Below are 24,755 nucleotides of genomic sequence, written 5' to 3'. Positions count from 1 at the left end.
GCAGCTAAGAAAATTATACGAGGGTGGTAAGCAAATTGAATATAAAACGAATAACGGGATCAAAAAGAAATGCCTTTGTTGCAAAGAGCGCTTTAATTGGCATGCTTGTAATAGGCTTCGGGACAGGTAGTGTATTTGCATCGGGGGAGGCCTCCGCTCCGATATCCTCTTCTGCGGTGGCAATAGATTTGCCGGTTGAGAAGGCCGTTTCGGAAAGCAAAGAAAAAACGCCAACCCTTTTGCCGGGTGATTTCTTTTATTTTATAAAAGTCGTCTATGAGAACATCAGACTATCAATTGAGGCTGACGATGTAAAGGATGCCGGATTGCTTGCGGAATTCGCTCAGGAGCGTCTTTCCGAAGCGGCTGCCTTGCATGCTAAGGGAGAAACGGCGAAGTCGGAGCAAGCCCTTCAGAAGTCTTTTGAAAACCAACAGAATGCAATAGAATTGGTTGCTTCTGAGGCGGAAGATGAAAATGAAGAAAAAGATATACAACAGGCGGTAGGGGTGAAATCCGACCTGCAGCATAATATTTTAGCTCTAACTGCAGCGCTGGAAAAGGTTGAAAACCCGCAAGCCCAGAAATCGCTTTTGAAAAATATTATAAAGTCTTTCGGCAAGTTGGAGAAAAAGCTTGCGAAGCTCGAAAACAAGGCTCCAGAAGAGCAAGCCTCTGAGACCATGACTAAGCAGGCGGAAGACTCTTCTCAATCAAAAACGGATACCGTTGTTTCCAGTGACGCCAAGGTAAACACAACAATTAAAAGCGAAACGAAACAAAAGACGGTTCTAGACAAGAAAACAAAGCTGGAAAAGGACACCAAGAACAGCGAATCGAAAATTAAGGAAGCAAAGAGTAACGCAGCGAAGGCAGAAAAGAAAGAAGAGATCAATAAAGAGCGGAACGTCCATAACGAGCGGAACGGCCATAATAATAAACGTAATGAAAAAAATCATGATAGCAAGTAAGTCCGGAGTCCGGGAATGATTAGCTTGTCTTTCGATTGGCGACTAGTCATTTTACTTTTTCCGCCATTGAACTAAGGAAGCTTGCTTCGCCTAAGGAGGTTCATAGCTGGCTCATTGGGGTAAGTAATAATAAACCCCATGCTTGACCGAAGAGGGTTTTCAATAACTTTCATGGAGGTGCAAGCAGCTATGAGTACAGACAGGGACATGTATGGCGCGGTGGAAGAGGAAATTAGGGCGCGAAAGCAAGGAAACAGTTATATTCTAACAACTACAAAGGGAACGATCGGCAAGATTACTTATACGCTTGTTGACGTGGACACGTGGGTAATTGACCATACGTATGTAGATGGAGAATACCGCGGACGGGATTTGGGAAAACAATTGCTTGGTTTCGTTGTTGATGAGGCTAGAGAAAAGGGAAGAAAAATTATTCCTTCCTGCTCGTAAGCTTTGGCGCAATTCAAGCGGAATTCCGCTTTTGAGGATGTATGGGAGAAAACAAATACGGAGTACTCCGATACGTATAGCTCTGGCGGAACAGGTACCACAAGCGGGAATATGCGTAAATAATAGGTCATTAGAAATGAAGAGAGCCGCACACCCTAGGGTTGGCGGCTCTCTTCTTTTTTCAGTTCCGTATAGATAACCAAACGCTCTTCATGCGTCTTGGCTTTGTCGTTAAATTCCCCGGTGCATGTAATCAAGTTCAAATGGCTTTGATAGGAGAAGCCGAAAATATCCTCAAGCGGCGCCTCCTTGCGAGGGTAACGCTGCTTATCCATGACAATAAAACGGCGAGTGGTTCCTTCTTTATCCGATACGATAACCTCATCACCGACCTTTAGACGGTCCAGCTTATAAAATACGGCAGGTCCCGTTAAGCTGTCTACATGCCCGGCCATGACCGCATTGCCCTTTGCGCCGGGCTTCGTGCCAGGCTCGAACCATCCGACCCCGTCAATATCCTGAGGCACGCCCATCTGGCCGTTTTCCATCGTTCCGACATTTTCAATTGCGGCTTTGACGCCAATAGCAGGGATGGAGATGCTTGTCGGCACGATGCCGAGATCCTCCTCCTTGAGTTGATCCGGGGGTACAAGCACAGGCGAAGAAGGAGAAGGCGGTGCAGATGCCGCCTCAGAGCCGCTTGTGTTTTGCGGCTTTACCTCCTTGCTCGCTTCTGTGCTTGAACAAGCGGAAGCCAATCCGATAAGCAGGAGCAGGATGGCCATGCTCATTATATGCTTCATGATGTCCGGCACCTCCCTGATGTAAGGTAGTAAAAAAGAAAGGAGGGGGAAACCCTCCTTTCCTCAAAATATAACAATTTTTCATCTCACCGGGATCGGGATTCTTATATTTCACCGCGAAACGGGCTTTGCCGCTAAAGGAAGGCTACAGCCGTTTACGTTAGAAAGTTACTTCACGTCTTTACGGCGTGCAATAAAGAATGGGATAAGTGAGGCTAAAGCCAAAACCGCAAGGGATAACATGATAATGTCTGTCATTGAAGACTTGTTGTGGCTCATGCCGCCCATGCCGGTTTGTGGCATCTCAGACGGCATTTTGGCCGCGAATTGGTCTGGGAACTGATCGACAACGGCACTGGTAACACCAAGCCCTACTTCAAACATATGCGAGTAGGCTTCGCGAATGGTCGGGTACGCGGTTGCATAGTCCATTTCGGAGTAGCTGTTGAACGCTTTTAGCAGTTCATCGACATGCATCTTAAGGCCAGCTTCCATGTCGGAAGCTTTTAAACGGCCCTCCGTTGCGGCATCGAGGAAGGCGGCTTGCTCTACGCGGTATTGGTCAAGCTCCGCAAGCGCTTTTGATTTTGCGGCTTCATCTTTGGCGCCAGTCGCCTTAACATAGTCAACAAAATATCCGATATGTGAGCTCCAAATTTTCTTGAAGGCTTCTCCGCCTTCTTTCCCGTAAACGGAAGCGATAGCGGCGGACAAGTCATCCGTATTTTCATTTAATGCAGCTGCCGCGGCGTCAAAATCCTTGGCGCCGTCGATCCCTTTTTGCATTGCTAGAATAGCGAGCGCAGCATGCTCGGAGAACAAATGATTGAGATTTGCACGAAGCTCGGCGGCCGGCGTATCGACGGTTTTATGATCGAATTGATCCGGGAATTGGTCTTTAATTGCCCAAGACAGCCCTTTGCCTACGCCGTACATATGATGAACCGATTCTCTGAGACTATCATATGTCTTATCAAAATCGCCGGCAACGTAATTATCGAATGCCCAGACGAGCTGATTAATGTGAACCTTTAGGCCTTCCTCAAGCTCCTTCGCTTTTAATCGGCTGCCCGTAGCCGAATCCAGAAATGCGGCTTGTTTTACGCGGTATCCATCAAGCTCTGCCAGCGCTTTTTTCTTGGATGCATCATCCTTGGCGCCTGTCGCCTTCACATAATCGACAAAATAACCAATGTGGCTGCTCCAAATTTCCTTGAATGCCGCTCCGCCTTCTTCTCCGTAAACAGATGCGACCGCTTTGCTTAAATCATCTGTATTTTGCGCCAATGCGCCTGCTGCGGCATCAAAGTCGCCTTTGCCATCGATTCCTTTTTGCATGGCGACAACCGCGAGAAACGCATGCTCAGACAACAAGGAATCGAGAGCCGCGCGTAAATCGACCGCTTTGTTCGTCACCTCGGCGGCTCCTGCAGGCATGGCAGTGTGCGTATGTGCGCTTGCAAGACCTGCTGCCGGCAGCATCAAGGCTAGGCTAAGCGGGACGGCTAAAAAGTACTTTTTCATATTCATTGGTTAAACACTCCTCTTCATTTTTGTTTCTTGTCTAGTAACACGAAGAGCAGCTGAAATTGGATCACTACTCACAAAAATTTTTTTTGCACGTACAATAACCCAATAGATGTGGGATGAAAGGGAGGAACATCAGGGTGATAATTGTATCGGGCAGTCCGGAGTTTTCGATGAATCCGCTGACGCTTACGGAGCTGGAGAGAAGAATGCTGCAAGCTAAGCGGAACAGCCAGGTCGTTTATCGGTATCCATCCGTTGACGCACTGGAATTTGAGCTCAAGATGCGAACGCATATCGTTGAAGCGGCCAAAGCGCTTTATGCCAGCGGCGTAAGCTTTGCAACCTTTGAAGGGTCCAAATGCAATGAGCAATACTGGACGCGTACGGAAAACGGCGGGTTTCAGCTTAATGGGGGCGTGCTGCCTTCCGTTGGGATAAACGATATTTTTGAAAATGGGCATTTGTACGGCTTTGAATGCGCGGGCGCCATCATCATTATTTTGTATAAAGCGGTGCTTGAGACGGTTGGCGACGCGGTATTTAACGCTTATTTTAAAAACCTGTTCCTGCGGTCTTGGCAATATGACCGCGATTTGAACTTAATTACGACCTATAATAAAAACGAAGCATACCCGGGAGATGTGCTGTATTTCAAAAACCCCGAGCATGACCCGGAAACACCTGAGTGGCAGGGGGAAAACGTCATAATGCTGGATGATAATTTATATTTTGGACACGGCATCGGCATTGAATCCGGCCAGGGAATTATCAACGCGTTGAACCGGATGAGAAGAGATAACAGCACCATCTCGGCTTATTTGCAGGACTTGGTTGTACACCCCGACTTCGAGTATTTGCGGGGGCTTTCGATGAGGGATGCGTGGTGGGAAGAGGAAAGCGCGGCCGAGCAAATCGGAATCGCGGGGAGAATCGGATCAGGTACAATAAGATATTAAGCAAAGCGACAAGGTCAGATTTGTGCAATAAGCACCTGTAGGTGAGGCGGGGACCGCTTCAATTACGGGTGTTTTGCTTGATATATAAGAATTTATAAGTTTTCACTTATAAATGTCCTTATATATCTCCGCGAAACGATAGCTTTTGCCACTGAGGACGGCGACAGCCGTTTACGCTTGCCTTCTTGATTAGTCATATACTTTTCAAAGATAGGGTGAAATGGTATAACTTGAGTAGTTTATACATACGGGAGAGGTGAATATGAATAAGATTAGCAAGATTGCATTAACGGCTATTATTGTGTTTTTATGCGGTATAGCTCCAGTTTACGGAGAAACGGCTTCTAATGAAAATATGCAGGTTGTCGTCAATGGAGCGAAGCTTCCAAATGCCAAAGCGATGTTAAAGAACGGTGAAACCTTGCTGCCATTTCGCGCATTTATTGAAGGGCTTGGCGGCAAAGTGGGCAGTGACCCGGAAACAGACGCACTGATTGGCGAGCTGAACGGAGAGACGCTGAAGGTATGGGCTGGGGAAAAGATAATGGAGTACAAGCAGAGAGGCTACTATTTATCAAGCCCGGTTAGAATTATTCAGAACCGGACATACCTGCCGATTCGGTCCGCAGCAGAGGTACTTGGCTTCGAGGTGGTTTTCGAGAAGAAGAACCGAACGGTTACTTTGACGAAATACGGCTTTGGACAGGATAAGAGTATCGTGCGGCTTCTGGAAGGTTATATGGAACGCAGCCTGAAGCAGCCATTGCAGGATGTTTTTATTGACGGTTATGAGGAGCTTATTTACTTGGATGAACAACTGTACGAGGGGTATGGTCCTTATCAAAGCTTTGAAACATGGGTTGGGGTAATCGAATACCCTTCAAGCACGAGAGCGGTTGTCACTGCGGGCTACCGTTCAGAAACGCAGGTGCTGCATGAATCCGTTGAAACCGAATATTCTCTTATTAAAATCGGTACAGCTTGGAAAATATACAAGGTTAATCCTATGCATTTTCAAATGGAGCTGCCGGGTGATGTGGATAATACGGTTAAAGAGCTAGAGGAGAGTAAGCCTGCAGCCGTGCAGAATGTTTTACAGGATTTACATGTTTATTATAAAGCAATGAATGAAGAGAATTATGATCAGGCTATGTCGTTTACATCACCTTTGTATATAGTGGATTGGAACAGCAGAGCACAGGAATGGTATAAATTTGAAAAGATTTTAAAAAACCGGTTTGAGAATACAACGACTAAGGAAGAACTGCTAGAAGCAAGAGTTCTCTATATAGATGATTCCTATGCCGCTGTTCATGCACGAATTCTTTACAGTGAACAGCTGGACGGGGAGGACGAAGTAGAAGAGCCTTATGAATACGAACTCATCATCAGTATGGATTTAATCGATGGTAAAAGGTGGACTTACAATAGCGAGCTTGATATTAATAGTGATTATTAATTTGGTCATTTGCAGGGAGAAAGTCGATGAGAATGCATGTATTGGTCGTGGATGATGATCCGTCTATTCGTGAGCTGCTGCGGTTTGTGCTGCGAAAGGACGGGTATGTCGTGCTTGAAGCGGAAAATGGACAAGCTGCATCAAAGCTGCTGGAGAATGAGCAGGTCCATTTGGCAGTCGTAGATATTATGATGCCGGGGAAAGATGGTTTCGAACTTTGCCAGGAGATTAGGCTTCATTATGATATTCCGGTCATAATGCTGACAGCGAGGGCAGAGATGGAGGATAAGGAGAAGGGCTTCGATGCCGGAACGGATGACTATATCGTAAAGCCGTTTGAGCCGAAGGAGCTGCTCTTCCGCATGAAAGCTTTGCTGCGCAGATATCGGCTTGTGTCCTCGGAGGTAATTCAGCTGGGCAGCGTTGTGATCGACCGAAGAGGCTATGAGATTAAAATAGGCGAAGCCGTTCTTACGCTGCCGCTGCGCGAATTTGAGCTGTTATCCCAATTAGCCAGCCATCCGGGCCGTATTTATACGCGCGAGCAGCTGATTCAGCTGATATGGAGCGCGGACTTTCAGGGCGACAGCCGCACCGTCGATGTTCATATCAAAAGGCTACGCGAGCGTTTTGCAGACCGGCAGGACGACTTCACCATCACGACGATTCGGGGTCTTGGCTATAAGCTGGAGGTGCGTGAAGGATGAAATCGTTATATGTGCGTATTGTTTTCACGTTTGTGATGGTCGCGATGATCAGCGGCCTGCTGGGGTTGCTGTTAACGAGCTTGTATTATCAATATAAGCAGCAATCCGGCAATGAGCAAAAGATGCTCGCAACTGCGCAAAGCATTCGCGATCAATATGAGCAGAATCCGCAATTGGATCTGGATACTTATTTGGCGCATACGGCTAAGCTTGGTTACCAGATTTATTATGTGAACAGGGACGGGATGGGCCGGAATTACGGTTCGCCATTCAAGCATGGACAGCTGAACGAGCAGCAAATAAAGGCTGTTCAAGACGGAGAAGTATTCCTCGGCATGGAGAAACAGAAGGACAGGCTGCAGCTGTTCTCCTATTTTAAAAATAGTATCCTGAATACGGTTGGTTTGCCTATTCAGACGGATGAGGGCGAAGCGGCCTTATTTATTCGGCCGGATCTGCAGCAGCAGATTGGAGAGGTTCGCATTATTGCCGGCATACTAATCGGCATGACCTTTGTGATTAGTCTCGTGCTAATCATTATTTTATCGCGGCTGATCGTTAAACCGGTTAATGAGCTGACGAGAGCGACCCAGCAGATGGTTGCCGGTAATTTTGATGCGGGCCTTCAGCTCTCAAGAGGGGATGAAATAGGCGAGTTGGCGCGCAATTTCTCTGCAATGACGCTTGCGATCAAGCAGCTGGACCAGATGCGCCAAGAATTTGTGGCTAACGTGTCGCATGAATTTCAAACGCCGCTAACTTCGATGCAGGGCTTGGCACGGGCCGTGCTCGATAAGGAGACCACGCCGGAGCAAACGGATAGCTATCTATCCATAATCGAAATGGAAAGCAAGCGCCTATCCGGCTTAAGCAAGCAGCTGCTGATGCTGGCAGCGCTGGATAAAGAGAGTAAGCCGCTGCATAAAACGGCTTTTCGTTTGGATGAACAAATTCGCCAAATCTTAATTACGCTGGAATGGCAATGGACGGAAAAGTCTCTCCAATTGGAGCTTGAATTGCCGGACACGTCCGTTCATGCGGATCAGCAGCTGCTTTATGAGGTATGGTTGAACCTAATTGCCAATAGCATTAAGTTTTCGCAGCCGGGAGAAGCCATTTCTATATCCATCGCAGAATCGGATGTTATTGAAGTAAAGATAAGCGATAAGGGAGTCGGCATTCCAGCGGAGGATCTCCCGTATATTTTTGACCGTTTTTATAAGGCGGATAAAGCTCGGAGTCACAAGTCGGCAGGCAGTGGACTCGGGCTCTCGATCGTGCATAAAATAGTGGCTCTCCATCAAGGGAGCATCACGGTTCACAGCCGGCCTGAAGAGGGTACCTCGGTTATCGTAACGCTTCCGCGTTTGTAATGTTCTGTTCATCGTTCGTTCATCTTCCTGTTCGATAATGCGGGAGAAGGACAGAACAGGAGGACAAGAACATGAATGTAAAGCCGTTGCAAAAGGTAATTCAATATGTGTGCAGCCCGCGCGGGGCCAAAATAAGTTTGCTTTGCTGGGTGCTGCTTGCGATTGCGCTCAGCCTGGCAGCTCCGGGCGCGAAGGAGTATGCGATAAGTGCGGGAGAAGGCAATGCCGGCGGCAGCAATCCGGCTGCGCAAGCGCAGCGTTTGCTGGATGAGCAATTTCCCTCCTCGGACGGGATGCCGGTGCTGCTCGTGTTCCATAACGAACAAGCAATCACAGCCGAGCAACGAAAGAGCATCTCGCTGCTCAGCGAGTGGCTTGCCTCGGATTCGAAGCCTGTACAGGTGGATAAAGCAATGCCTTTCCATGACATGCCAGAGCCTGTGCAAATCAAGCAGCTATCCGAGGATCGGACGACGCTGCTGCTGCCTGTTTCGCTGAAGGCACACACGGAATCGGATCAGGTGTTGACAACCTTGGAGGCGATAAGAGAGAATTGGGAGAATGTTGGGACTGCGGAGGTGCGGCTTGAGCTAACCGGTCCGGCAGCGATAGCCGCTGATACGCTTACGCTCTTTCGGAATGCGGATATGGTGTTGATGTTCTCGACGGTTGTTCTTATTCTTATTTTGCTCATCGCGATCTACCGTTCGCCGCTGCTCGCGATTATACCGCTAGCGGCTGCAGGCCTCGTTTATGCGGTGGTGGACCGATTGATTGGACTCGCGGGCAAAGCGGGCTTGTTCGTTATCGATAAGCAATCATTATCGATTATGATGATCCTGTTATTCGCCGTGATCACCGATTATTGCTTATTCGTATTTTCACGCTACCGCGAGGAGCTGCTCCAAGCAGAAAGCAAGCACCAGGCGATGGGAGTGGCCATGAAGCATGTTGCGGAGCCTATTTTATTCAGCGGGGGGACCGTTCTGCTGGCGATGCTGGCTTTGTTTGCTGCAACCTTTCAGCCTTATAGGGGCTTTGCACCGGTATTCTCGGCTGCGGTGGCCGTTATTTTGCTGGCTGGCCTTACGCTTGTACCCGCTGTATTTGCCCTGCTTGGCCGCAAAGCCTTCTGGCCCTTCGTGCCGAAAGCGCAGACACAGCCTTTGGGAACGAGGACTCGCACTCGCTTATGGACCCGCGTGGGAAGCTTTGTTACGAGTAAGCCGAAGCAGGTTGCGGGAATTCTGCTCGTGCTGCTGCTGTTAGCGGCATGTAACAGCATTGGGGTCAGCTTTTCTTTTAATCTCATGGAATCCTTCCCTGAGAAGCTGGCCTCACGCCAAGGATTTGAGCTGTTGGAGCAGCATTATCCGCCGGGGGAGCTGGCCCCCGTCACACTGCTCGTAAACAATGGAGCTGATATTGAAGCGGATGGCTCCTTCGCGAATAAGCTGCATGCCTTGATGGAAAAAATGAAAGGACAAGGGAGCATAGCTTCCGTAAATCCGGATGTGCTTCTTGGAGAGCCATTGCCTGCAGAGGCCATATCAAAGGATAAGCGCACGGCGCGGCTTCAGCTGGTATTGCGAACGAATCCCTATGAGAATAAGGCGCTGGATACGGTAGAGCAGTGGAAAAAGGACAGCAGCTCATTACTCCGCGAGAGCGGTTTTGACCCGTCGCTCCAATCGCTGCAGTTCGCCGGTCAAACAGCGGCACAGGTTGATGTGCGGGCAATGAACAAGCAGGATACGGCGGTTGTGTTCACGCTTATTATTCTCTTCATCACCATAATGCTCGCTTGGCAAACGGGCTCTGTTAAGCTGGCCTTCTATATGATGATTACGATTTTGTTATCTTACGTGGCGACGCTGGGAATGAGCTGGGGCGTGTTCCACAGTCTGCTTGGCTATGAATCAATCAGCTATCGGCTGCCGATGTACAGCTTTGTCTTTATGGTTGCCTTGGGCGTCGATTATAATATTATGCTCGTCTCGCGCGTGCAGGAGGAAGCGACTCGCCATCCGTGGCGAAAGGCGATTCAGCTTGCGGTGGCATCGACGGGCGGCGTCATCTCATCAGCAGGAATTATTCTTGCGGCGACTTTTGCCGTGCTGATGACGCAGCCGCTGCAGGAGCTGTTTCTCTTCGGCTTTATGATGGCGGCAGGCATTTTGCTGGATACATTCCTCGTTAGAGGGATGCTGCTGCCAGCATTAATGAGCTTACTTATCCATAAAAACAAGAATGAAGCATCCTAGCGGATGCTTCAGGCTGTCGAGAAAGTCTCGACAGCCTTGTTTATATTCAATTAATTTAATACGACACCGCGTTAATATAGTATAATTATATTAACCCATTCGATCGGAAGGTGTTAGATATGCTGCGTTCTAATCGCGATAAACAACAACATTTTGAATTGGTTTCTATTGAGGATTTAGTGCCTGCCGATCATATGCTTCGCAAGATCGATAAGTACATCGACTTCTCCTTTATTGATGAAAAGGTTCGTCATCTTTACTCCCAGGATAATGGACGTCCTGCCATTGATCCACTTGTACTCTTTAAAATGATCTTTTTAGGCTATTTTTACGGCATTCGTTCGGAGCGCCAACTGGAACGCGAGGTTCAAACCAACCTGGCTTATCGCTGGTTTTTGGGATTGGGATTAACGGATCGTGTGCCGGACCACACGACCATTAGCTGGAACCGCCGGACTCGCTTCAAGGATACGTCTGTCTTTCAAGACATCTTTGATGAAATTGTGATGCAAGCGATCTCTCATCGCATGGTAGGCGGTCGTGTGCTGGTTTCCGATTCTACACACGTAAAAGCGAATGCTAATAAAAAGAAGTACACGAAAGAACAGGTACAACAGAACACCCGAGGCTATTTGGATGAGCTGAATGCTACCATCGAAGCTGACCGGAAAGCACATGGAAAAAAGCTTTAAAACCACGAGAGGAGGTGAACGAAGAAAAAGAAGTGAAGGTAAGTACGACGGACCAAGACAGCGGCTATATGATGCGAGATGGGAAACCGGAGGGCTTTTTTTATCTGGATCACCGTACCGTCGATGTGAAGTACAATCTCATAACCGATGTTTTCGTCACAGCAGGAAATGTACATGATTCTGTGCCATACCTCTCTCGCTTAGATCGACAAAGTGAACGATTTGGTTTTCATGTAGAAGCGGTTGCTTTAGATTCAGGTTATTTGACAGCACCTATCTGTAAAGGTCTTGAAACGCGTAAAATCTTTGGGGTTATTGCACATCGTCGTTTCCATTCCACACAAGGTTTGTACCACAAGTGGCAATTTACATACGATAAAGAACGAGATTTGTATGTCTGTCCACAAAAACAAGAGCTTCACTACCGAACTACGGACCGGAAAGGCTACCGGCACTATGCCTCGGATCCTGGGCAGTGTGCGAGTTGCCCGATGTTGGCAAAGTGCACGCGTTCACAGAACCACCGAAAAGTGGTAACACGACATATTTGGGAAGAGAGCAAGGAGCAAGTGCGGTTGAACCGATTGAGTAAATCCGGTAAACGACTGTACAAAAAAAGAAAAGAAACAATTGAGCGAAGCTTCGCGGATGCCAAACAGCTCCACGGGTTTCGCTATTGCCGTTTGCGGGGGTTACGGAATGCGACTGAGCAAGCGCTCATGACCGCAGACGTTCAGAACATGAAAAAGATTGCCCTTCTCCTAGAAAGGAGGACAATCTAGAAGAAACCCTTTCTAGCCCTCTTCAAACCGTGTCTCAGAACAAAAAGAGAAACCCATCGCTTCGGAAAAAGCGTGGGTTTCTCGACATTCTGAGCATCCTAGCGGATGCTCTTTTTTGTTTATAGGCTCTGGATTTCATTAGGACGCGCAAAAATCAACGGAAAACGTACTGCTAGACGGACCGTTTGTTAATACGGCTTCGTTTAACGGGATTTTCTACCGATAAAATAACCGATTTGACGTTCGGGCTTGAATTAACAGGATTCGTTACCGTTAATTCAGCCCGTTTCCCGTTGAGACGGTGGTTTGCCCGAAATTAAAGGGAGAATTTCCTGTTAAATATAACCGTGATGCCATTTGCACCAAATTAACGGGAGAATTTCCAGTTATTTAGAATGAACAAAAGAGAGGAGCTGCTTAGCAGATGTTTGGAGTGTATCGTAAATTGAGGATGTCTCGCGGCATAAGAGCTGCGGGCATCCTTTTTACGTTTAGGAGTCCATATCGCAATTCGAAGGAAAAACTGCTACTGTAGAAGATGAACCCTTTCATTTAGGACGCAGCAATACTCTGCCTTCATGGGCGCTAATTGGTACTGAGAGATAAGCTAATTACTTCAGAAAGTGAAGTAAACCGTTGTATTCCAAGACCTAATAATGGGGGAATGAATGGAGGAATGTGCATGTCATCCTTTAAAGCGTTTATGATCAATAAAATAGATGGCCAAATCCTTGGTGAAACGAAGCGGATGGAGGCAGCTGGTCTGCCGGAGGGCGAGCTGCTCATTCAGGTGTCGTATTCCAGCGTAAACTACAAGGATGCGTTAGCTTGCTTGGCAAACGGCGGAATCGTAAAAAGCTATCCGTTTATTCCAGGCATTGATTTGGCAGGTACCATCGTTTCCAGTGAAAATGAGCGGTTTCGGCCGGGAGATCAAGTAGTGGTGACCGGCTATAGATTGGGAGTCAGCCATTTCGGCGGCTACAGCGAGTATGCAAGAGTACCCGCGGAGTGGGCGCTTAAGCTGCCTCCGGGGTTATCGATGAAAGAGGCAATGATTCTTGGAACAGCGGGCTTTACGGCTGCTTTATCCATTTATGAGCTGCAGCAAAATGGCGTGCGTCCGGAGGATGGCCCTGTTCTGGTTACCGGGGCGACGGGCGGCGTAGGCAGCGTGGCTGCCGCTATTGCCGCGAAGCTTGGCTATGAGGTGGCGGCAAGCACCGGAAAGCCGGACAAGCATGCGTATTTACGCGAGCTTGGCGTGAAGCGGATCCTCTCCAGAGAGGAGCTTGCGGCAGGCACGAAGCGGGCGCTGGACAAGCAGCTTTGGGCAGGGGCTATCGATTGTGTCGGCGGTGAGACGCTGGCAGCGCTGCTTCCGCAAATGCAATACGGCGGCGTGGTCGCGGCATGCGGTTTAACGGGCGGCTCTGAGCTTTCGCTTACGGTATTTCCGTTTATTATCAGAGGGGTCCGGCTCATCGGCATTGATTCGGTTATGGTTGGCATGGAGAAGCGGAGCAAGGTTTGGGAGCTGTTAGCAGGTTCTTATAAGCCGCAAATCCTAAATGAATTATGCAACGAAATTGGGCTGGAGCAGGTGATGGAGCAGACGGCGCTGCTTTTGAAGGGACAGTCCAAGGGCAGGACGGTCGTGAAGCTTTAGGGGAGTTGTAGAAGAAGGTATAGAAGACGCTGTAGAAGAAAGGATTAGAGAAAATTGGATTTTCAGCAACTCATTATGCTTATTCCCAGCATGGAGCAAGTACAGCTCTATCAGACATCGCAGCAATTGAAGCTTCAAGCCGGCCAGTATGCACTGGTTATCGTTCGGAAGGGGCATGTTACGGTGAAAACGGACGGGGCGGATGCTGTCATCTGCTCGCAAGGCTATGCATGCCATCCTCAACAGAGCAGCTATAGCATTGAAGTGCCAAAGACAAGGGAAGCGGAGTACGGCATCATTGTTTACCGCATGATTCCCGAGGATAAGGAGTGGACGCTCGCGGGTCCGCTCAGTACGTTCAGCGAGGTGAAAATTCATTATATGCTGGATGAAATGCTGCGCATAACCGTACCGGATTTGCCTGCTGCCGAGGAGGAGCCGGATGTCACTTTGCGGTTTCGGCTGCGTCTTATGCTGGAGCGGATTTTGTACATCTATTTGTACGAATCGGGAATGAAGAAGGAAGATAAATCAGCGGAGCAGGCGCTGGAGGATACGATCTCTTATATGAACGAGCACTATATGCTGATGCTGACCCTGCCGATGCTCGCAAAGCGCGCGGGCATAAGCGAAGGCCATTTTACTGTCTTGTTCAAAAAATATACGGGGGAGACGATGACCGTTTACATGCGCCGTCTTCGCATCGAGAAGGCTAAGCAGCTTTTTCAGCAAACGGACTTAACGGCCAAAGAGATTGCCCAAAAATCAGGCTTTACGGATTACTTTTACTTTAGCCGGATGTTCAAGAAGGAAGTAGGCTGCTCCCCTATGGCCTTCAAAAAAGGTCTAGCAGAAATCTAAAAATAAGACATGCCCAATCTTAAAATAAGATATGTTCGAATGGGAGGGTTACCTTTAGAATGTAAATGAGAATAATAATCATATTCATCTATAGGGGGCACAATCATTATGTTTCAAGGTTTTAAGCGGGTACTTGGATTTACGGTTTTAAGCATCGTCCTATTAAGCCTGATCGCTTGCGGCAACGCGGCTAACAATGATTCACAATCAGCGGCGGAAGCAGAGCAGGCTTCGAATACGCCGGCGAATGCGCCAGCGGCATCCAAGACGGTATTCGAGCATGCGCTTGGCAAAATTGAACTGGACAAAACACCTGAGCGGGTTATCGTACTGGAGTTTAGCTATACAGATGCGCTAATGACGCTGGGCGTACAGCCGGTCGGTGTTGCTGATGATGACGACAGCTCTTTGTTTATGGATGCCGTAAAGGAGCAATTGAAGGATTACACTTCAATCGGTTCCCGTTATGAGCCCAATATCGAGTTGATCAGCTCGCTGAAGCCTGACTTGATTATTGCGGATTTAAATCATCACAAAACGGTGTATGATCAGTTGAATGCCATAGCGCCAACGCTTGTGCTGGATGACCATCAGGCGGATTACAATCAAATGCTGGAGAACTATAAGACCATTGCGAAGGTGCTTGGCAAGGAAGCGGAAGGCGAGAAGCGCTTGGAGGAGCATACGGCGAAAATGGCCGAAGCCAAAGCGAAAATCAAAGATTTAAGCCTGACCGTCCTTCCTGCAGTCGTGAATCCTAAAGGATTCTATGCCCATTCTGACCACTCGTATACGGGTTCATTTTTGGCAAGCCTTGGCTTTACCGATCCGGTAAAAAGCGAGGATTCTTATCCGCAGCTGAGCCTGGAGCAGCTTGTTGAGACCAACCCGCAAGCGATTTTCCTGCTGCCGGCAACGGAAGAGACGATTATCAGCCAGTGGGAAGTAAATCCGCTCTGGAAAGAACTTGACGCTGTGAAGAACGAACATGTCTTTACTGTGGAAAGACGTAATTGGGCTTTGTCACGCGGCCTGATCGGATCGGAGAAAATGGCCGAGGATATCGTTCAATATTTAGGGGAGTAAGGACATGAACAAGCGACCCAGCCTCAAACAGCAGAACCGCAAGCCGGTTCTGCTCTTCCTTTTTTGTTTGTCGTTTATTATTTTAGCCATTGGTTTTTTTAGCAGCTTAAAATGGGGGCAAGCCCATACTTCATGGAAGGTGCTATGGGAAGCGCTAACCTGGCAAGGAAACGACAAAACACATCTATATATTCAAACGCTGCGCTTGCCGCGAACGCTAACCGCTCTTTTTATTGGCGTGCAATTGGCGTTAGCGGGCTTGCTGACCCAGTTAATTACTAGAAATCCGCTGGCATCGCCGCATTTATTAGGGATTCATGCGGGTGCTTCGTTGGCTGTGGTTATTGCGTTGATTACATTTTCCAGCTTTTCATTGGCCCATTCGGTCTTATTTGGTTTTATCGGCGCTGCATGCGGAACGTTTCTAGTGTGGCTGCTAGCAGGGACGCAGCAGAAGCAGCATGTTCAGCTCACCCTCGCAGGCATTGCAGTATCGGTTCTGCTCTCCTCCTTAACGGAGGGACTCACGATTTTGAACCAGCATTCCACAGACAGTATGCTGTTCTGGCTCGTTGGCTCCGTCGACCATGCCTCCTGGGCAGAGGTGCGGATGATTATGCCCTTCTCCTTGGCTGGCTTTGCCGTATTTATGCTCATAATTCCATCCATTAAGCTGCTGGCCATGGATGATGCTGTCGCCATCGGCCTTGGGGGGCGCGTTGCCGTGATTAAAGCGGTCTGTATGCTGCTAGTTATAGTACTGGCCGGCTCGGCTGTTGCGATTTGCGGACCCATCGGCTTTGTCGGGTTGATCATTCCGCATATTGCGCGCGCATTGGTGGGCGGGAAGCTTGTGCTGCTCATTCCCCTAACGGCGCTGCTTGGCGGCAGCCTGCTGCTATATGCAGATTTCATCAGCCGATTTATTGCATTTCCCTACGAGTCGCCGGTAGGCATCGTAACGGCTGCGATCGGCGGTCCGTTTTTTATTTATTTAGCCCGCAGAAAAAGAGGTGCAGAACATGCTGCGTAAAAGTATGCCGCTCTTCATCGCCTTTGCTCTGCTTATTGTGCTTGCCGTGCTGTCCGTACGGGTCGGCGCTGTTTCGGTTCCTTTTCAAGAGCTGTGGGAGAGTCTGGTGACGAAGGACGGTTCATTCTCGTTCATTGTGCGCGAATATCGAATGCCCAGAATTGTTGTAGGCATCTTGGCCGGCTTCGGACTGGCGGTGGCAGGGGTAATCCTGCAAAGTATCATACGCAACCCGCTGGCCAGTCCCGATGTCATTGGCATTACCAAAGGGGCAGGCTTCGCCGCAACACTGGTCATCTTTGTTTTTCCCGGAGCTCCCAGCTATGCGCTTCCGATAGCCGCATTTGCCGGAGCGTTGTTCGCGTTTCTCCTGCTGCTGTTATTAAGCAGAAGAATGACATTGACGCCGGCTTCCTTTGCTTTGGTCGGCATTGCAATCGGCGCGGTATTTCAAGCGGGGATTCAGTATTTACTCGTTAAAAATCCATCGGACATTAATATGGCGCTTTTATGGATGTCGGGCAGCCTGTGGGGAAGAAGCTGGGATGAGGCATTTATGCTGCTGCCGTGGATCATTGTCCTGCTTCCAGTCGCGTGGTGGAATTTTGCTAAGTTAAATGTATTTCAGCTCGGGGATGAATGGAGTGTGGCGCTGGGGCTCAATCTTGTGCGGGAACGGCTCTGGCTGCTGCTGCTTGCCGTTGCGCTTACGGCCATTTCGGTAGCGGCAGTCGGAGCAATCGGCTTTATCGGCTTGATTGCTCCGCATACCGCAAGGCTGTTGGTTGGAGGGAGACATCAATGGCTGATTCCGCTTGCGGCGCTCCTTGGTGCGGATATGATGCTCCTTGGGGATTGTTTAGGCCGCGTGCTAATTATTCCGCGAGAGGTATCGGTCGGTATTATGACCGCGATTATTGGCGCACCCTACTTTGTATATCTGCTTCGCCGTGCAAGGGTGCGCAGCGAATAAACGGGTTAACGGAGCGGCGGACGAAGGCGTCAGCCTTTTTTTGAGCGGCGGCGAGCGCGAAATTGATTGAATTGAAAATAGATGGTGCAGCCAATGCAAAAGCCGAGGATGGCAGCAAGAGCAGCAGCGCCCATCATGCCTGCGAATATATAGCCCGCTGTAGCCCAGCCGAGTGCAAAGCTTAGCAACGACAAGGTGAGAAAGCCTACGCCGAGGGCGTTGTTAAAGCGCTGCAGCTCGGCTGCTTCCGTTTGCGCGGAAGGAAGCCAGCGCGTTAGAAAAGGACGGGCAGCGAGAATGAATAGATTTGCCTTTGGACCCAATGCCAATCCGACGATCTGAATAATGAACAACGCCGCGATGAGCCAGGGCAGCTGCAGGCTTAATGCAAGGAGGAGAACGATAACGATACCCGTCTGATTGCTGCGAACGTAAGGAATCGGAATTTCCTTCATATTAAAAACCTACTTTCCTTATTGGATTTACTCAATTTAATAGTAGTGAATTACCGCGCAATTAGCAATATTGAAATCATTCTGCCCGAAAAAAAATCGGCTGACGCGGCTTCATTTTACCTTGCGCAAGATACTGAATTTAATGCTATCATTATGAGCAGTGGGCGATAATAAGCCTAACTCCTTTTAGTTGAAACGGGGGGCTGTGCAATGACTACAGGAAGCCATTCGCAAAACAATGTAGATCGTTTCTCCGGATTTGAAAATGATTATGATCAGCATCGTCCTAAGGCACCGAAAGCAGTTATCGATATTTTAACAAGTTACCTCGGCCGAAAACCCGATGTTGTGGCCGATGTCGGCTGCGGCACAGGCTTGTCCTCCTTTGTGTGGCTTGGACATGCAGGGCAAATAATAGGTTTTGAGCCTAACGACGATATGAGGAGCAAGGCGATTTCCCATTTATCGGAGTTGACCGATGCGGAGCCTATTTCTTTCGTCAAGGGCTATTCGGATAAGCTTGCCTTAGACCCGGAGAGCGTCGATGTGGTTACCTGCTCGCAATCCTTTCATTGGATGGAGCCAGTTAGCACGCTTCGCGAATTCGCGCGTGTTCTAAAGCCCGAAGGTATATTTGCAGCCTACGATTGCGATTGGCCTCCGACGCTGCATTGGTCTGTTGAAGCGGAATACAAACGGCTCATCGACCGTTCCGAGGAAATTATCGGAAAGTATATTGCGGAGAAGGACCGGGCAAGCAAACGTGACAAAGAGCAGCATTTAAACCATATCGCGGGCAGCGGATTGTTCCGCTTCTCGAAGGAAATCGTATTTCATAATTTAGAGTCCTGCGACGCACAGCGCTATATTGGCCTTGCGCTCAGTCAAGGCGGCGTTCAAACGGTGTTTAAGCTTGGTTCAACGGGGCTTGAGGAACAGCTGCGGCAATTCCGGAGCAGTGTAGAAAATTATTTTGCAGGCAGAATCTTAGATGTTAGGTTTAGCTATCGCATGAGAATCGGCGTAAAATAGACTCTTTCCAAATGAAAATTCGGTTATAAACCAAATAAGCAAGCTGTTAACGCCTTTAAGGCAATGACAGCTTGCTTATTTTTTTACTCCGTAGGGGATAGGGGGGACTATGGCTTAGTGAATATTCCGCTCTTCAACATAAACAATCGATTATACGTAAAATATTTCATGGCCAACCTCCGTGCTTAATCAGTGATATCGGTTTTAAGGCAGCTGCTCCTATTGCTTAATGAATAGGCAGACGGTATAACCGATGGCTGTGGCGATTAGACCGACAGCTGCCGTGCAAGACAGAATGCGGAAAAAAATTTCCCACTTATCTCTTTTTATGCCTCGAATGTCCTGTTCCTTGTTCCCCTGGCTCTCTTGTGTTTCAAAATGATCCTGACGGGGCTTAATGATGGATCACCTCTTTCTTTATTACTTTTGTTCATTTTGTTTATAGACGACTAAGATGGTGCTTCGTTGATAAGCGTTGCCGGATGTAGCTGTTTTGATCATGGAGCCGTAACAAATGTTAATGACTTGGTCGTCGTTTAGCTCCGCCAAAAACTCGTTTGCTCTCTTCTCAGCAAAAACCGTATCCGTATCGATAAATTCTTTCACCTGAATCATAATGAGGTCACCTCCCTTTAAAAATAAACAGATAGGCATCCCGCCGTAGTAGCGGAATGCCTGCTCACGTCCACCATAGCATTGGGGGCTAGGAGTGTCAACTTGAATAAATGAACATCTCATTTGCCTGAGCAGTGGGTATCATTAAGCCGAAATTCCATAACTTATGTAATTAAAACTAACATATAGAAACTTTAATATAGTAAGAAACTAAGTAAAAATCTAAGTAAAATTGAGTAAACATAAGTTGAATGCGCTTTTATGGCAGTTTTTTCGTTTGTTAGAATATATAACATGTAATAGACTGTTGAAGTGGTTAGAGAGAAATATATAACATAGGAGGAGAAAAAACATGACACAGATTGTAAAGAGAGAGTTAGCTAAAAAGGTACTTGTTCCGTTGCTAGTGATTTCACTGCTAGCGGCAATGGTTGGCGTATTGGCGAGTAATAGCTTTGTTCGGGCTGAGGAAGCGCCTCAGCTGCCAACCTTTAATATCCCGGCTCTCTCATCTGAGCATCAGGCATCCAGCCTGCCTAATGTTATTGTTGTAGCAACCGGAGGCACGCTTGCGGGAAAAGCGAGAAATGATGATCCTACCAATTTTCAGAACTATGCAGCGGGTACATATCTGATGTCGGATTTGGTTGCTCAGCTTCCTAAAAAAGATAAAATAGCAGATGTCTCTACCTTTCAATTCGGGAATAAGGGCTCAGGCGGTTATACCATTAAAGAGCTTTATGATTTATCGTTAGCTGTTGATGCTGCGCTCGAAATCTATGACAGCGCGGTTGTAACAACGGGTACCGATACCATGGAGGAAATTGCTTACTTCCTCGATCTCACGGTACGAAGCGAGAAACCAGTTGTTGTAACGGGTGCAATGAGACCATGGGATGTTATTGGTACGGATGGTCCTGCCAACCTTTATCAAGCCATTAAGGTTGCCGGCAGCAGCAAGACAAAATGGTTCGGTACTGTGGTTATGCTGAATGATGTCATTTATGCGGCTCGTGAGGTAACGAAAACAAATGCACACCGCAATGATACGTTTGACGCTCCTATGTTCGGCGCGCTAGGTTATGTGGATGATCCGGCTGTACGCATTTATCGCGCTCCCGCCAGAGCGGCTAAAGCAGGTACGCCAGCTTGGTCGTCACCGTTCGATCTGAAAACCATCTCTAAGGATAGTCTTCCCATCGTTGAGATCGTTTATAGCTACCAAGAGGCTGGCGGCGGTTCTATTCGCGGCTTGGTAGAGGATGGCGCAAAAGGAATAGTAACGGCAGGCACAGGGGCGGGCGGTATTTCTTCGCAGCTGGGTGCAGCCCGTACAGCAGCAATTAGGGATAAAGGCGTAGTTTTTGTATCAACGACGAGAACCGGTTCTGGCTCTATCTATGACAGCGGAAGCGGCAGTGTCATTGGAGGCGATAACCTCAATGCGGCACATGCCCGTATGATGCTGCTGCTATCCCTGGCATTTACAAATGATGTGAGCCAAATTAGAAGCTGGTTTACAACCTTCGGTACACAGGATGTTGAAATATCAGTGGATGAGAATACCGTGCTGAGCACTTCTGTTGAAGAGCCGATTGTTGAGCCTGTTGTAACGGAGCCTGTAGTTACCGAGCCTGCTCCGAGTACAGAGCCTGTGGTTACCGAGCCTACTTCGACTACAGAGCCTATTACTATAGAGCCTACGCCTGAAACAGCACCGGTGACGCCATAATTTTGGGGAGGAGTACGGTAATGACCATGATAAGCCAATCGAAATTATCGAAGAAGATTTTCGTTCCTCTCCTCATTACGGCGCTCCTCAGTACGCTTCTGGTCGGATATACCCGATCGGTTCGTGCAGAGGCAGCGGCGCCGGTGCTGCCGACCTTTGACATTCCGGCATTGTCTCAGGAGCATAAAGCATCGGCACTGCCCAATGTTATTGTAGTAGCAACGGGCGGTACATTAGCCGGGCAAGTGAGAAATAATGATCCTACCAACTTTCAAAGCTATGCAGCGGGCACTTATAAGATAGCGGATATGGTTGCCCAGCTTCCGAAAAAAGATAAAATAGCCGATGTCTCCACCTTTCAATTCGGGAACAAGGGATCAGGCGGCTACAGCATGAAAGAGCTTTATGATTTATCGCTTGCCGTAGACGCAGCTCTTGAAATTTATGACAGCGCAGTTGTGACGACGGGTACCGACACGATGGAGGAGATTGCGTACTTCCTCGATTTGACGGTTCAAAGCGAGAAGCCTGTCGTCGTCACGGGTGCAATGAGACCTTGGGATGCAATCGGTACAGATGGTCCGGCTAACCTTTATCAGGCTATTAAGGTAGCTGGGAGCGGCAAAACGAAATGGTATGGTACGGTCGTTATGCTAAATGACGTCATTCATGCGGCTCGCGAGGTAACAAAAAGTAATTCGCATCGCATGGATACGTTTGAGACGCCTATGTTTGGCGCTTTGGGCTACGTCGATGATCCGGCGGTACGCATTTATCGTTTGAATGCCCGTGCGTTAAAGGCGGGGGATGCCGACTGGGCTACGCCGTTTAACTTAAGGACGATTTCGAAGGAAAGCCTGCCGAAGGTTGAGATTGTGTACAGCTATCAAGAGGCTGGCGGCGGCGCAATTCGGGCATCGGTTGAGGACGGAGCAAAAGGAATCGTGACAGCGGGTACGGGGGCGGCTGGGATTTCTTCCAAAATGAGTGCAGCACGCTCCGCAGCCATTAAAGATCATGGCGTTACATTCGTATCGACGACAAGAACGGGCTCCGGTACCATTACCGGCGGCGGCAGCGGCATTATTGCCGGGGACAACCTGAACCCGCAGCATGCCAGAATTATGCTGATGCTGTCGCTCGCATTCTCAAATGATTTCAATACGGTAAAGAACTGGTTTGAGACAGTGGGCACGCAGGATATTACGTTAGATGTGGCTGAAACCCCTACCGTTCCTGGAGACGATGGCGGATCTGGCGATACGGGTACGAATTCGGGCCATGTTACTATTGGAGCCGGCAGTGCGGGCACCTTGGGCTTGGATGACATCGTCACGGTATCTGTTCCGGCAGGAGCGACAAAAGAACAAATGCAGCTGTCCATTACGAAGCTGACAGGTACAGGCGGTATTGTAGAGTCAACAAGCCAGCTGGTATCGCCGATTTTTGAAATAATCAAAACGATATCGTCAAACTTCTTGGTTCCTGTCACGCTAACCTTTAAATTTGATCCGGCACTCATTAAGGAAGGCAAAGTGGCCTCTATATTCTATTATGATGATGCGAAGAAACAGTGGATCGAAATGGGCGGAACTGTGAGCGGCAGCACCATTGCTGTGAAAACAGATCATTTTACAAAGTTTGCAGTGTTTGCAGTGGATAAAGCGGGTACAGCCTTTACGGATATTTCCGGTCACTGGGCGGAGGCTGCTATTAAAGAGGCAATTGCTTCCGGAATTGTAAAAGGCTACACGGACGGAACCTTTAAGCCAAACAACACCGTTACGCGTGCGGAATTTTCCGTAATGCTGATGGGTGCATTAAAAGCAGAGGGCGAGGGTGCGGCGCTTACCTTTACCGATCAAGCTAAAATTGCTGCTTGGGCGAAGGAAGCCGTCGCGCATGCGGTCAAAGCGGAAATTATTAGCGGATATCCAGACGGAACCTTCCGTCCCGGCGCTAATATCTTGAGGATGGAAATGGTGTCAATGATTGCAAAAGGAGCGGGGTTAACCTTGGATCCGAACGCAGCAACAAGCTTTGCCGATAATGAAGATATTCCGGCATGGGCGATGGGAGCTGTTAAAGCAGTTAGTGATAAAGGTATTATTCAAGGGCGCACAGGCAATGTATTTACGCCAAAAGCTACGGCGTCGAGAGCGGATGCCATTACGGTAATTATGAACATGCTCAAAAAGTAAATAAGAACGAAATAAAGCTTGAAAAGGACGGTTCCTTAAGGTCGATGATGACCTGTTGGAGCCGCCTTTTTCTATGCTGCAGCTATTTTATTGAAAAGGATAGCTCTGCTTGCCGTATCAGCTCGGCTGTTTCGGCCGGATGTGAAATGGGGAAATGTTTTTTTTCAAAAAAGAGGAGCGTGTGAATCAATATGTCTCGTTTTGAGCATAAATATGCGGAATGGTTACATAAAAATATCGAAATGGAGAGCAATCACAGAAGAAAGGAATTGCTTATCATGGGGTTAGGTCATGGAATGATTGAATTCCTTCTGTCTATCTGGTTTCCCGCTGTCGGCAATTTTGATCACTTGTTTCCTGAATGGGAAGTACGCGACTTTAATAACGGTTACCGTTACCTGGACCTTGCGTATATGCCATTGGCCGCGAAAGGTGGAATAGAAATTCAAGGATTTGCTTCCCACGCCAGAGACCTTGATGTTAGGCGCTTTAAGGATCTATGCAGACGACATTGCTTGTTATCGCTTGATGGTTGGATGCTTCTTCCCATAGCCTATCCGTCCATTACAGATGAACCCCAACAATGTCAGCAGCTTGTACTCGCATTTATTGGAAAGTTTATTGCTACTGATGCTCACTCCCAGTTATCATGCATGAAAGCTGAAACGGTTCGGATAGCACGCAGAATTCTGCGTCCATTTTACCCCTATGGAACTCGCTAACCACTTGAGAGTTAGTGATCGGCACTCTAGGCGAATTTTGAAGAAATTAGTTGATCTGCAAATACTGCACGTAGCCAGCGGCCAATTACGCTCGCGGACATTTTAGCTTCGGTTGTAACCACCGTAGTTTGCTTGATGCGCCGAAGGCGGCGGACATAGGTTCCGCTATTTGCTCGAACTTGACTTATTTGAGCTACTCTAACCCGAATAGTGGAACGTATGTCCATAAGGCTCCCCAGTAACCCTCATTTTCAAAAATAGCGGAACTACGGTCCGTTAGCACAGCACAGATTAGTCCAGGTATAGCAAGTCGCGAAAACATACGTTATTTGGGAACTGCATCGATCCTGTGGACATAGGTTCCGCTAATTGCAAATAACCGCGCACTA

At 48.3% G+C, this 24,755-nt stretch carries 20 protein-coding genes and 1 pseudogene; 17 read left to right on the top strand and 4 right to left on the bottom strand.

Going from position 1 to position 24,755, the window contains the following annotated elements; all coding sequences use genetic code 11:
• Nucleotides 1–35: 35 nt before the first annotated feature.
• On the top strand, nt 36–971 hold the full coding sequence (locus tag RCO25_RS10690; protein ID WP_308996138.1) for a DUF5667 domain-containing protein: 936 nt from the start codon (nt 36–38) through the stop codon (nt 969–971).
• A gap of 189 nt (nt 972–1,160) precedes the next feature.
• Nucleotides 1,161–1,421 carry a GNAT family N-acetyltransferase gene (locus RCO25_RS10685; protein WP_308996137.1) on the top strand — a complete coding sequence of 87 codons (261 nt, stop codon included), beginning with the start codon at nt 1,161–1,163 and terminating at the stop codon, nt 1,419–1,421.
• A gap of 155 nt (nt 1,422–1,576) precedes the next feature.
• On the opposite strand, the gene RCO25_RS10680 is transcribed toward RCO25_RS10685, so the two are convergent.
• Together RCO25_RS10680 and RCO25_RS10675 are read right to left on the bottom strand one after the other, a co-directional pair.
• The gene (locus tag RCO25_RS10680) at nt 1,577–2,224 is read right to left on the bottom strand and encodes a class F sortase (RefSeq protein ID WP_308996136.1); all 648 of its coding nucleotides are present in this window, start codon (nt 2,222–2,224) and stop codon (nt 1,577–1,579) included.
• A gap of 168 nt (nt 2,225–2,392) precedes the next feature.
• Nucleotides 2,393–3,754, bottom strand: coding sequence for a copper amine oxidase (locus RCO25_RS10675; protein WP_308996135.1), 1,362 nt, complete (start codon nt 3,752–3,754; stop codon nt 2,393–2,395).
• Nucleotides 3,755–3,891: 137 nt separating this feature from the next.
• On the opposite strand from RCO25_RS10675, the gene RCO25_RS10670 reads away from it, so the two are divergent.
• The 11 genes from RCO25_RS10670 to RCO25_RS10620 all read left to right on the top strand — a co-directional run bounded on the left by RCO25_RS10670 (nt 3,892) and on the right by RCO25_RS10620 (nt 17,609).
• Nucleotides 3,892–4,710 carry a protein-glutamine gamma-glutamyltransferase gene (locus tag RCO25_RS10670; RefSeq protein ID WP_308996134.1) on the top strand — a complete coding sequence of 273 codons (819 nt, stop codon included), beginning with the start codon at nt 3,892–3,894 and terminating at the stop codon, nt 4,708–4,710.
• A 262-nt stretch (nt 4,711–4,972) separates the two neighbouring features.
• Entirely contained in the window at nt 4,973–6,169 is a 1,197-nt protein-coding gene (locus RCO25_RS10665; RefSeq protein WP_308996133.1) for a copper amine oxidase N-terminal domain-containing protein, read from the top strand.
• A gap of 26 nt (nt 6,170–6,195) precedes the next feature.
• Nucleotides 6,196–6,876 carry a response regulator transcription factor gene (locus tag RCO25_RS10660; RefSeq protein ID WP_308996132.1) on the top strand — a complete coding sequence of 227 codons (681 nt, stop codon included), beginning with the start codon at nt 6,196–6,198 and terminating at the stop codon, nt 6,874–6,876.
• On the top strand, nt 6,873–8,249 hold the full coding sequence (locus tag RCO25_RS10655; RefSeq protein ID WP_308996131.1) for a sensor histidine kinase: 1,377 nt from the start codon (nt 6,873–6,875) through the stop codon (nt 8,247–8,249). The genes RCO25_RS10660 and RCO25_RS10655 overlap by 4 nt, the downstream gene beginning before the upstream one ends.
• Nucleotides 8,250–8,320: 71 nt before the next feature.
• Nucleotides 8,321–10,513, top strand: coding sequence for an MMPL family transporter (locus tag RCO25_RS10650; RefSeq protein WP_308996130.1), 2,193 nt, complete (start codon nt 8,321–8,323; stop codon nt 10,511–10,513).
• 119 nt (nt 10,514–10,632) lie between these two features.
• Nucleotides 10,633–11,987 (top strand): IS1182 family transposase gene (locus RCO25_RS10645; protein WP_308996129.1). Its coding sequence is split into 2 segments (ribosomal slippage): nt 10,633–11,200 and nt 11,200–11,987, totalling 1,356 coding nucleotides; the frame shifts between segments, so codons are not numbered across the junction.
• 682 nt (nt 11,988–12,669) lie between these two features.
• Nucleotides 12,670–13,656, top strand: coding sequence for an oxidoreductase (locus RCO25_RS10640; protein ID WP_308996128.1), 987 nt, complete (start codon nt 12,670–12,672; stop codon nt 13,654–13,656).
• A gap of 54 nt (nt 13,657–13,710) precedes the next feature.
• On the top strand, nt 13,711–14,517 hold the full coding sequence (locus RCO25_RS10635) for a helix-turn-helix domain-containing protein (protein WP_308996127.1): 807 nt from the start codon (nt 13,711–13,713) through the stop codon (nt 14,515–14,517).
• Between the two features lie 108 nt (nt 14,518–14,625).
• On the top strand, nt 14,626–15,603 hold the full coding sequence (locus RCO25_RS10630; protein WP_308996126.1) for an ABC transporter substrate-binding protein: 978 nt from the start codon (nt 14,626–14,628) through the stop codon (nt 15,601–15,603).
• 4 nt (nt 15,604–15,607) lie between these two features.
• Entirely contained in the window at nt 15,608–16,636 is a 1,029-nt protein-coding gene (locus RCO25_RS10625; protein ID WP_308996125.1) for a FecCD family ABC transporter permease, read from the top strand.
• Complete coding sequence (locus RCO25_RS10620; RefSeq protein ID WP_374992096.1) at nt 16,629–17,609, top strand: FecCD family ABC transporter permease; 981 nt, start codon at nt 16,629–16,631, stop codon at nt 17,607–17,609. Before RCO25_RS10625 ends, RCO25_RS10620 begins: the two co-directional genes overlap by 8 nt.
• Nucleotides 17,610–17,638: 29 nt before the next feature.
• On the opposite strand, the gene RCO25_RS10615 is transcribed toward RCO25_RS10620, so the two are convergent.
• Nucleotides 17,639–18,064, bottom strand: a complete 426-nt coding sequence (locus RCO25_RS10615) for a DUF4395 domain-containing protein (protein WP_308996123.1) — start codon at nt 18,062–18,064, stop codon at nt 17,639–17,641.
• A gap of 210 nt (nt 18,065–18,274) precedes the next feature.
• Between RCO25_RS10615 and RCO25_RS10610 the strand changes: the two genes are divergently transcribed.
• Nucleotides 18,275–19,096, top strand: a complete 822-nt coding sequence (locus RCO25_RS10610) for a class I SAM-dependent methyltransferase (protein ID WP_308996122.1) — start codon at nt 18,275–18,277, stop codon at nt 19,094–19,096.
• Nucleotides 19,097–19,516: 420 nt separating this feature from the next.
• Here RCO25_RS10610 and RCO25_RS10605 read toward each other — a convergent pair whose 3' ends face one another.
• Nucleotides 19,517–19,711, bottom strand: a complete 195-nt coding sequence (locus RCO25_RS10605; RefSeq protein WP_308996121.1) for a sporulation protein Cse60 — start codon at nt 19,709–19,711, stop codon at nt 19,517–19,519.
• A 352-nt stretch (nt 19,712–20,063) separates the two neighbouring features.
• Between RCO25_RS10605 and RCO25_RS10600 the strand changes: the two genes are divergently transcribed.
• The 3 genes and pseudogenes from RCO25_RS10600 to RCO25_RS10590 all read left to right on the top strand — a co-directional run bounded on the left by RCO25_RS10600 (nt 20,064) and on the right by RCO25_RS10590 (nt 24,472).
• The gene (locus RCO25_RS10600) at nt 20,064–21,443 is read left to right on the top strand and encodes an asparaginase (protein WP_308996120.1); all 1,380 of its coding nucleotides are present in this window, start codon (nt 20,064–20,066) and stop codon (nt 21,441–21,443) included.
• 20 nt (nt 21,444–21,463) lie between these two features.
• Complete coding sequence (locus RCO25_RS10595) at nt 21,464–23,644, top strand: asparaginase domain-containing protein (RefSeq protein WP_308996119.1); 2,181 nt, start codon at nt 21,464–21,466, stop codon at nt 23,642–23,644.
• Nucleotides 23,645–23,835: 191 nt separating this feature from the next.
• Nucleotides 23,836–24,472, top strand: a pseudogene (locus RCO25_RS10590) (transcriptional regulator).
• Nucleotides 24,473–24,755: the final 283 nt, after the last annotated feature.

The sequence above is a fragment of the Paenibacillus sp. LHD-38 genome, assembly GCF_031157315.1.
GTDB lineage: Bacteria > Bacillota > Bacilli > Paenibacillales > Paenibacillaceae > Pristimantibacillus.
This window is presented reverse-complemented; position numbering and strand designations above follow the sequence as displayed.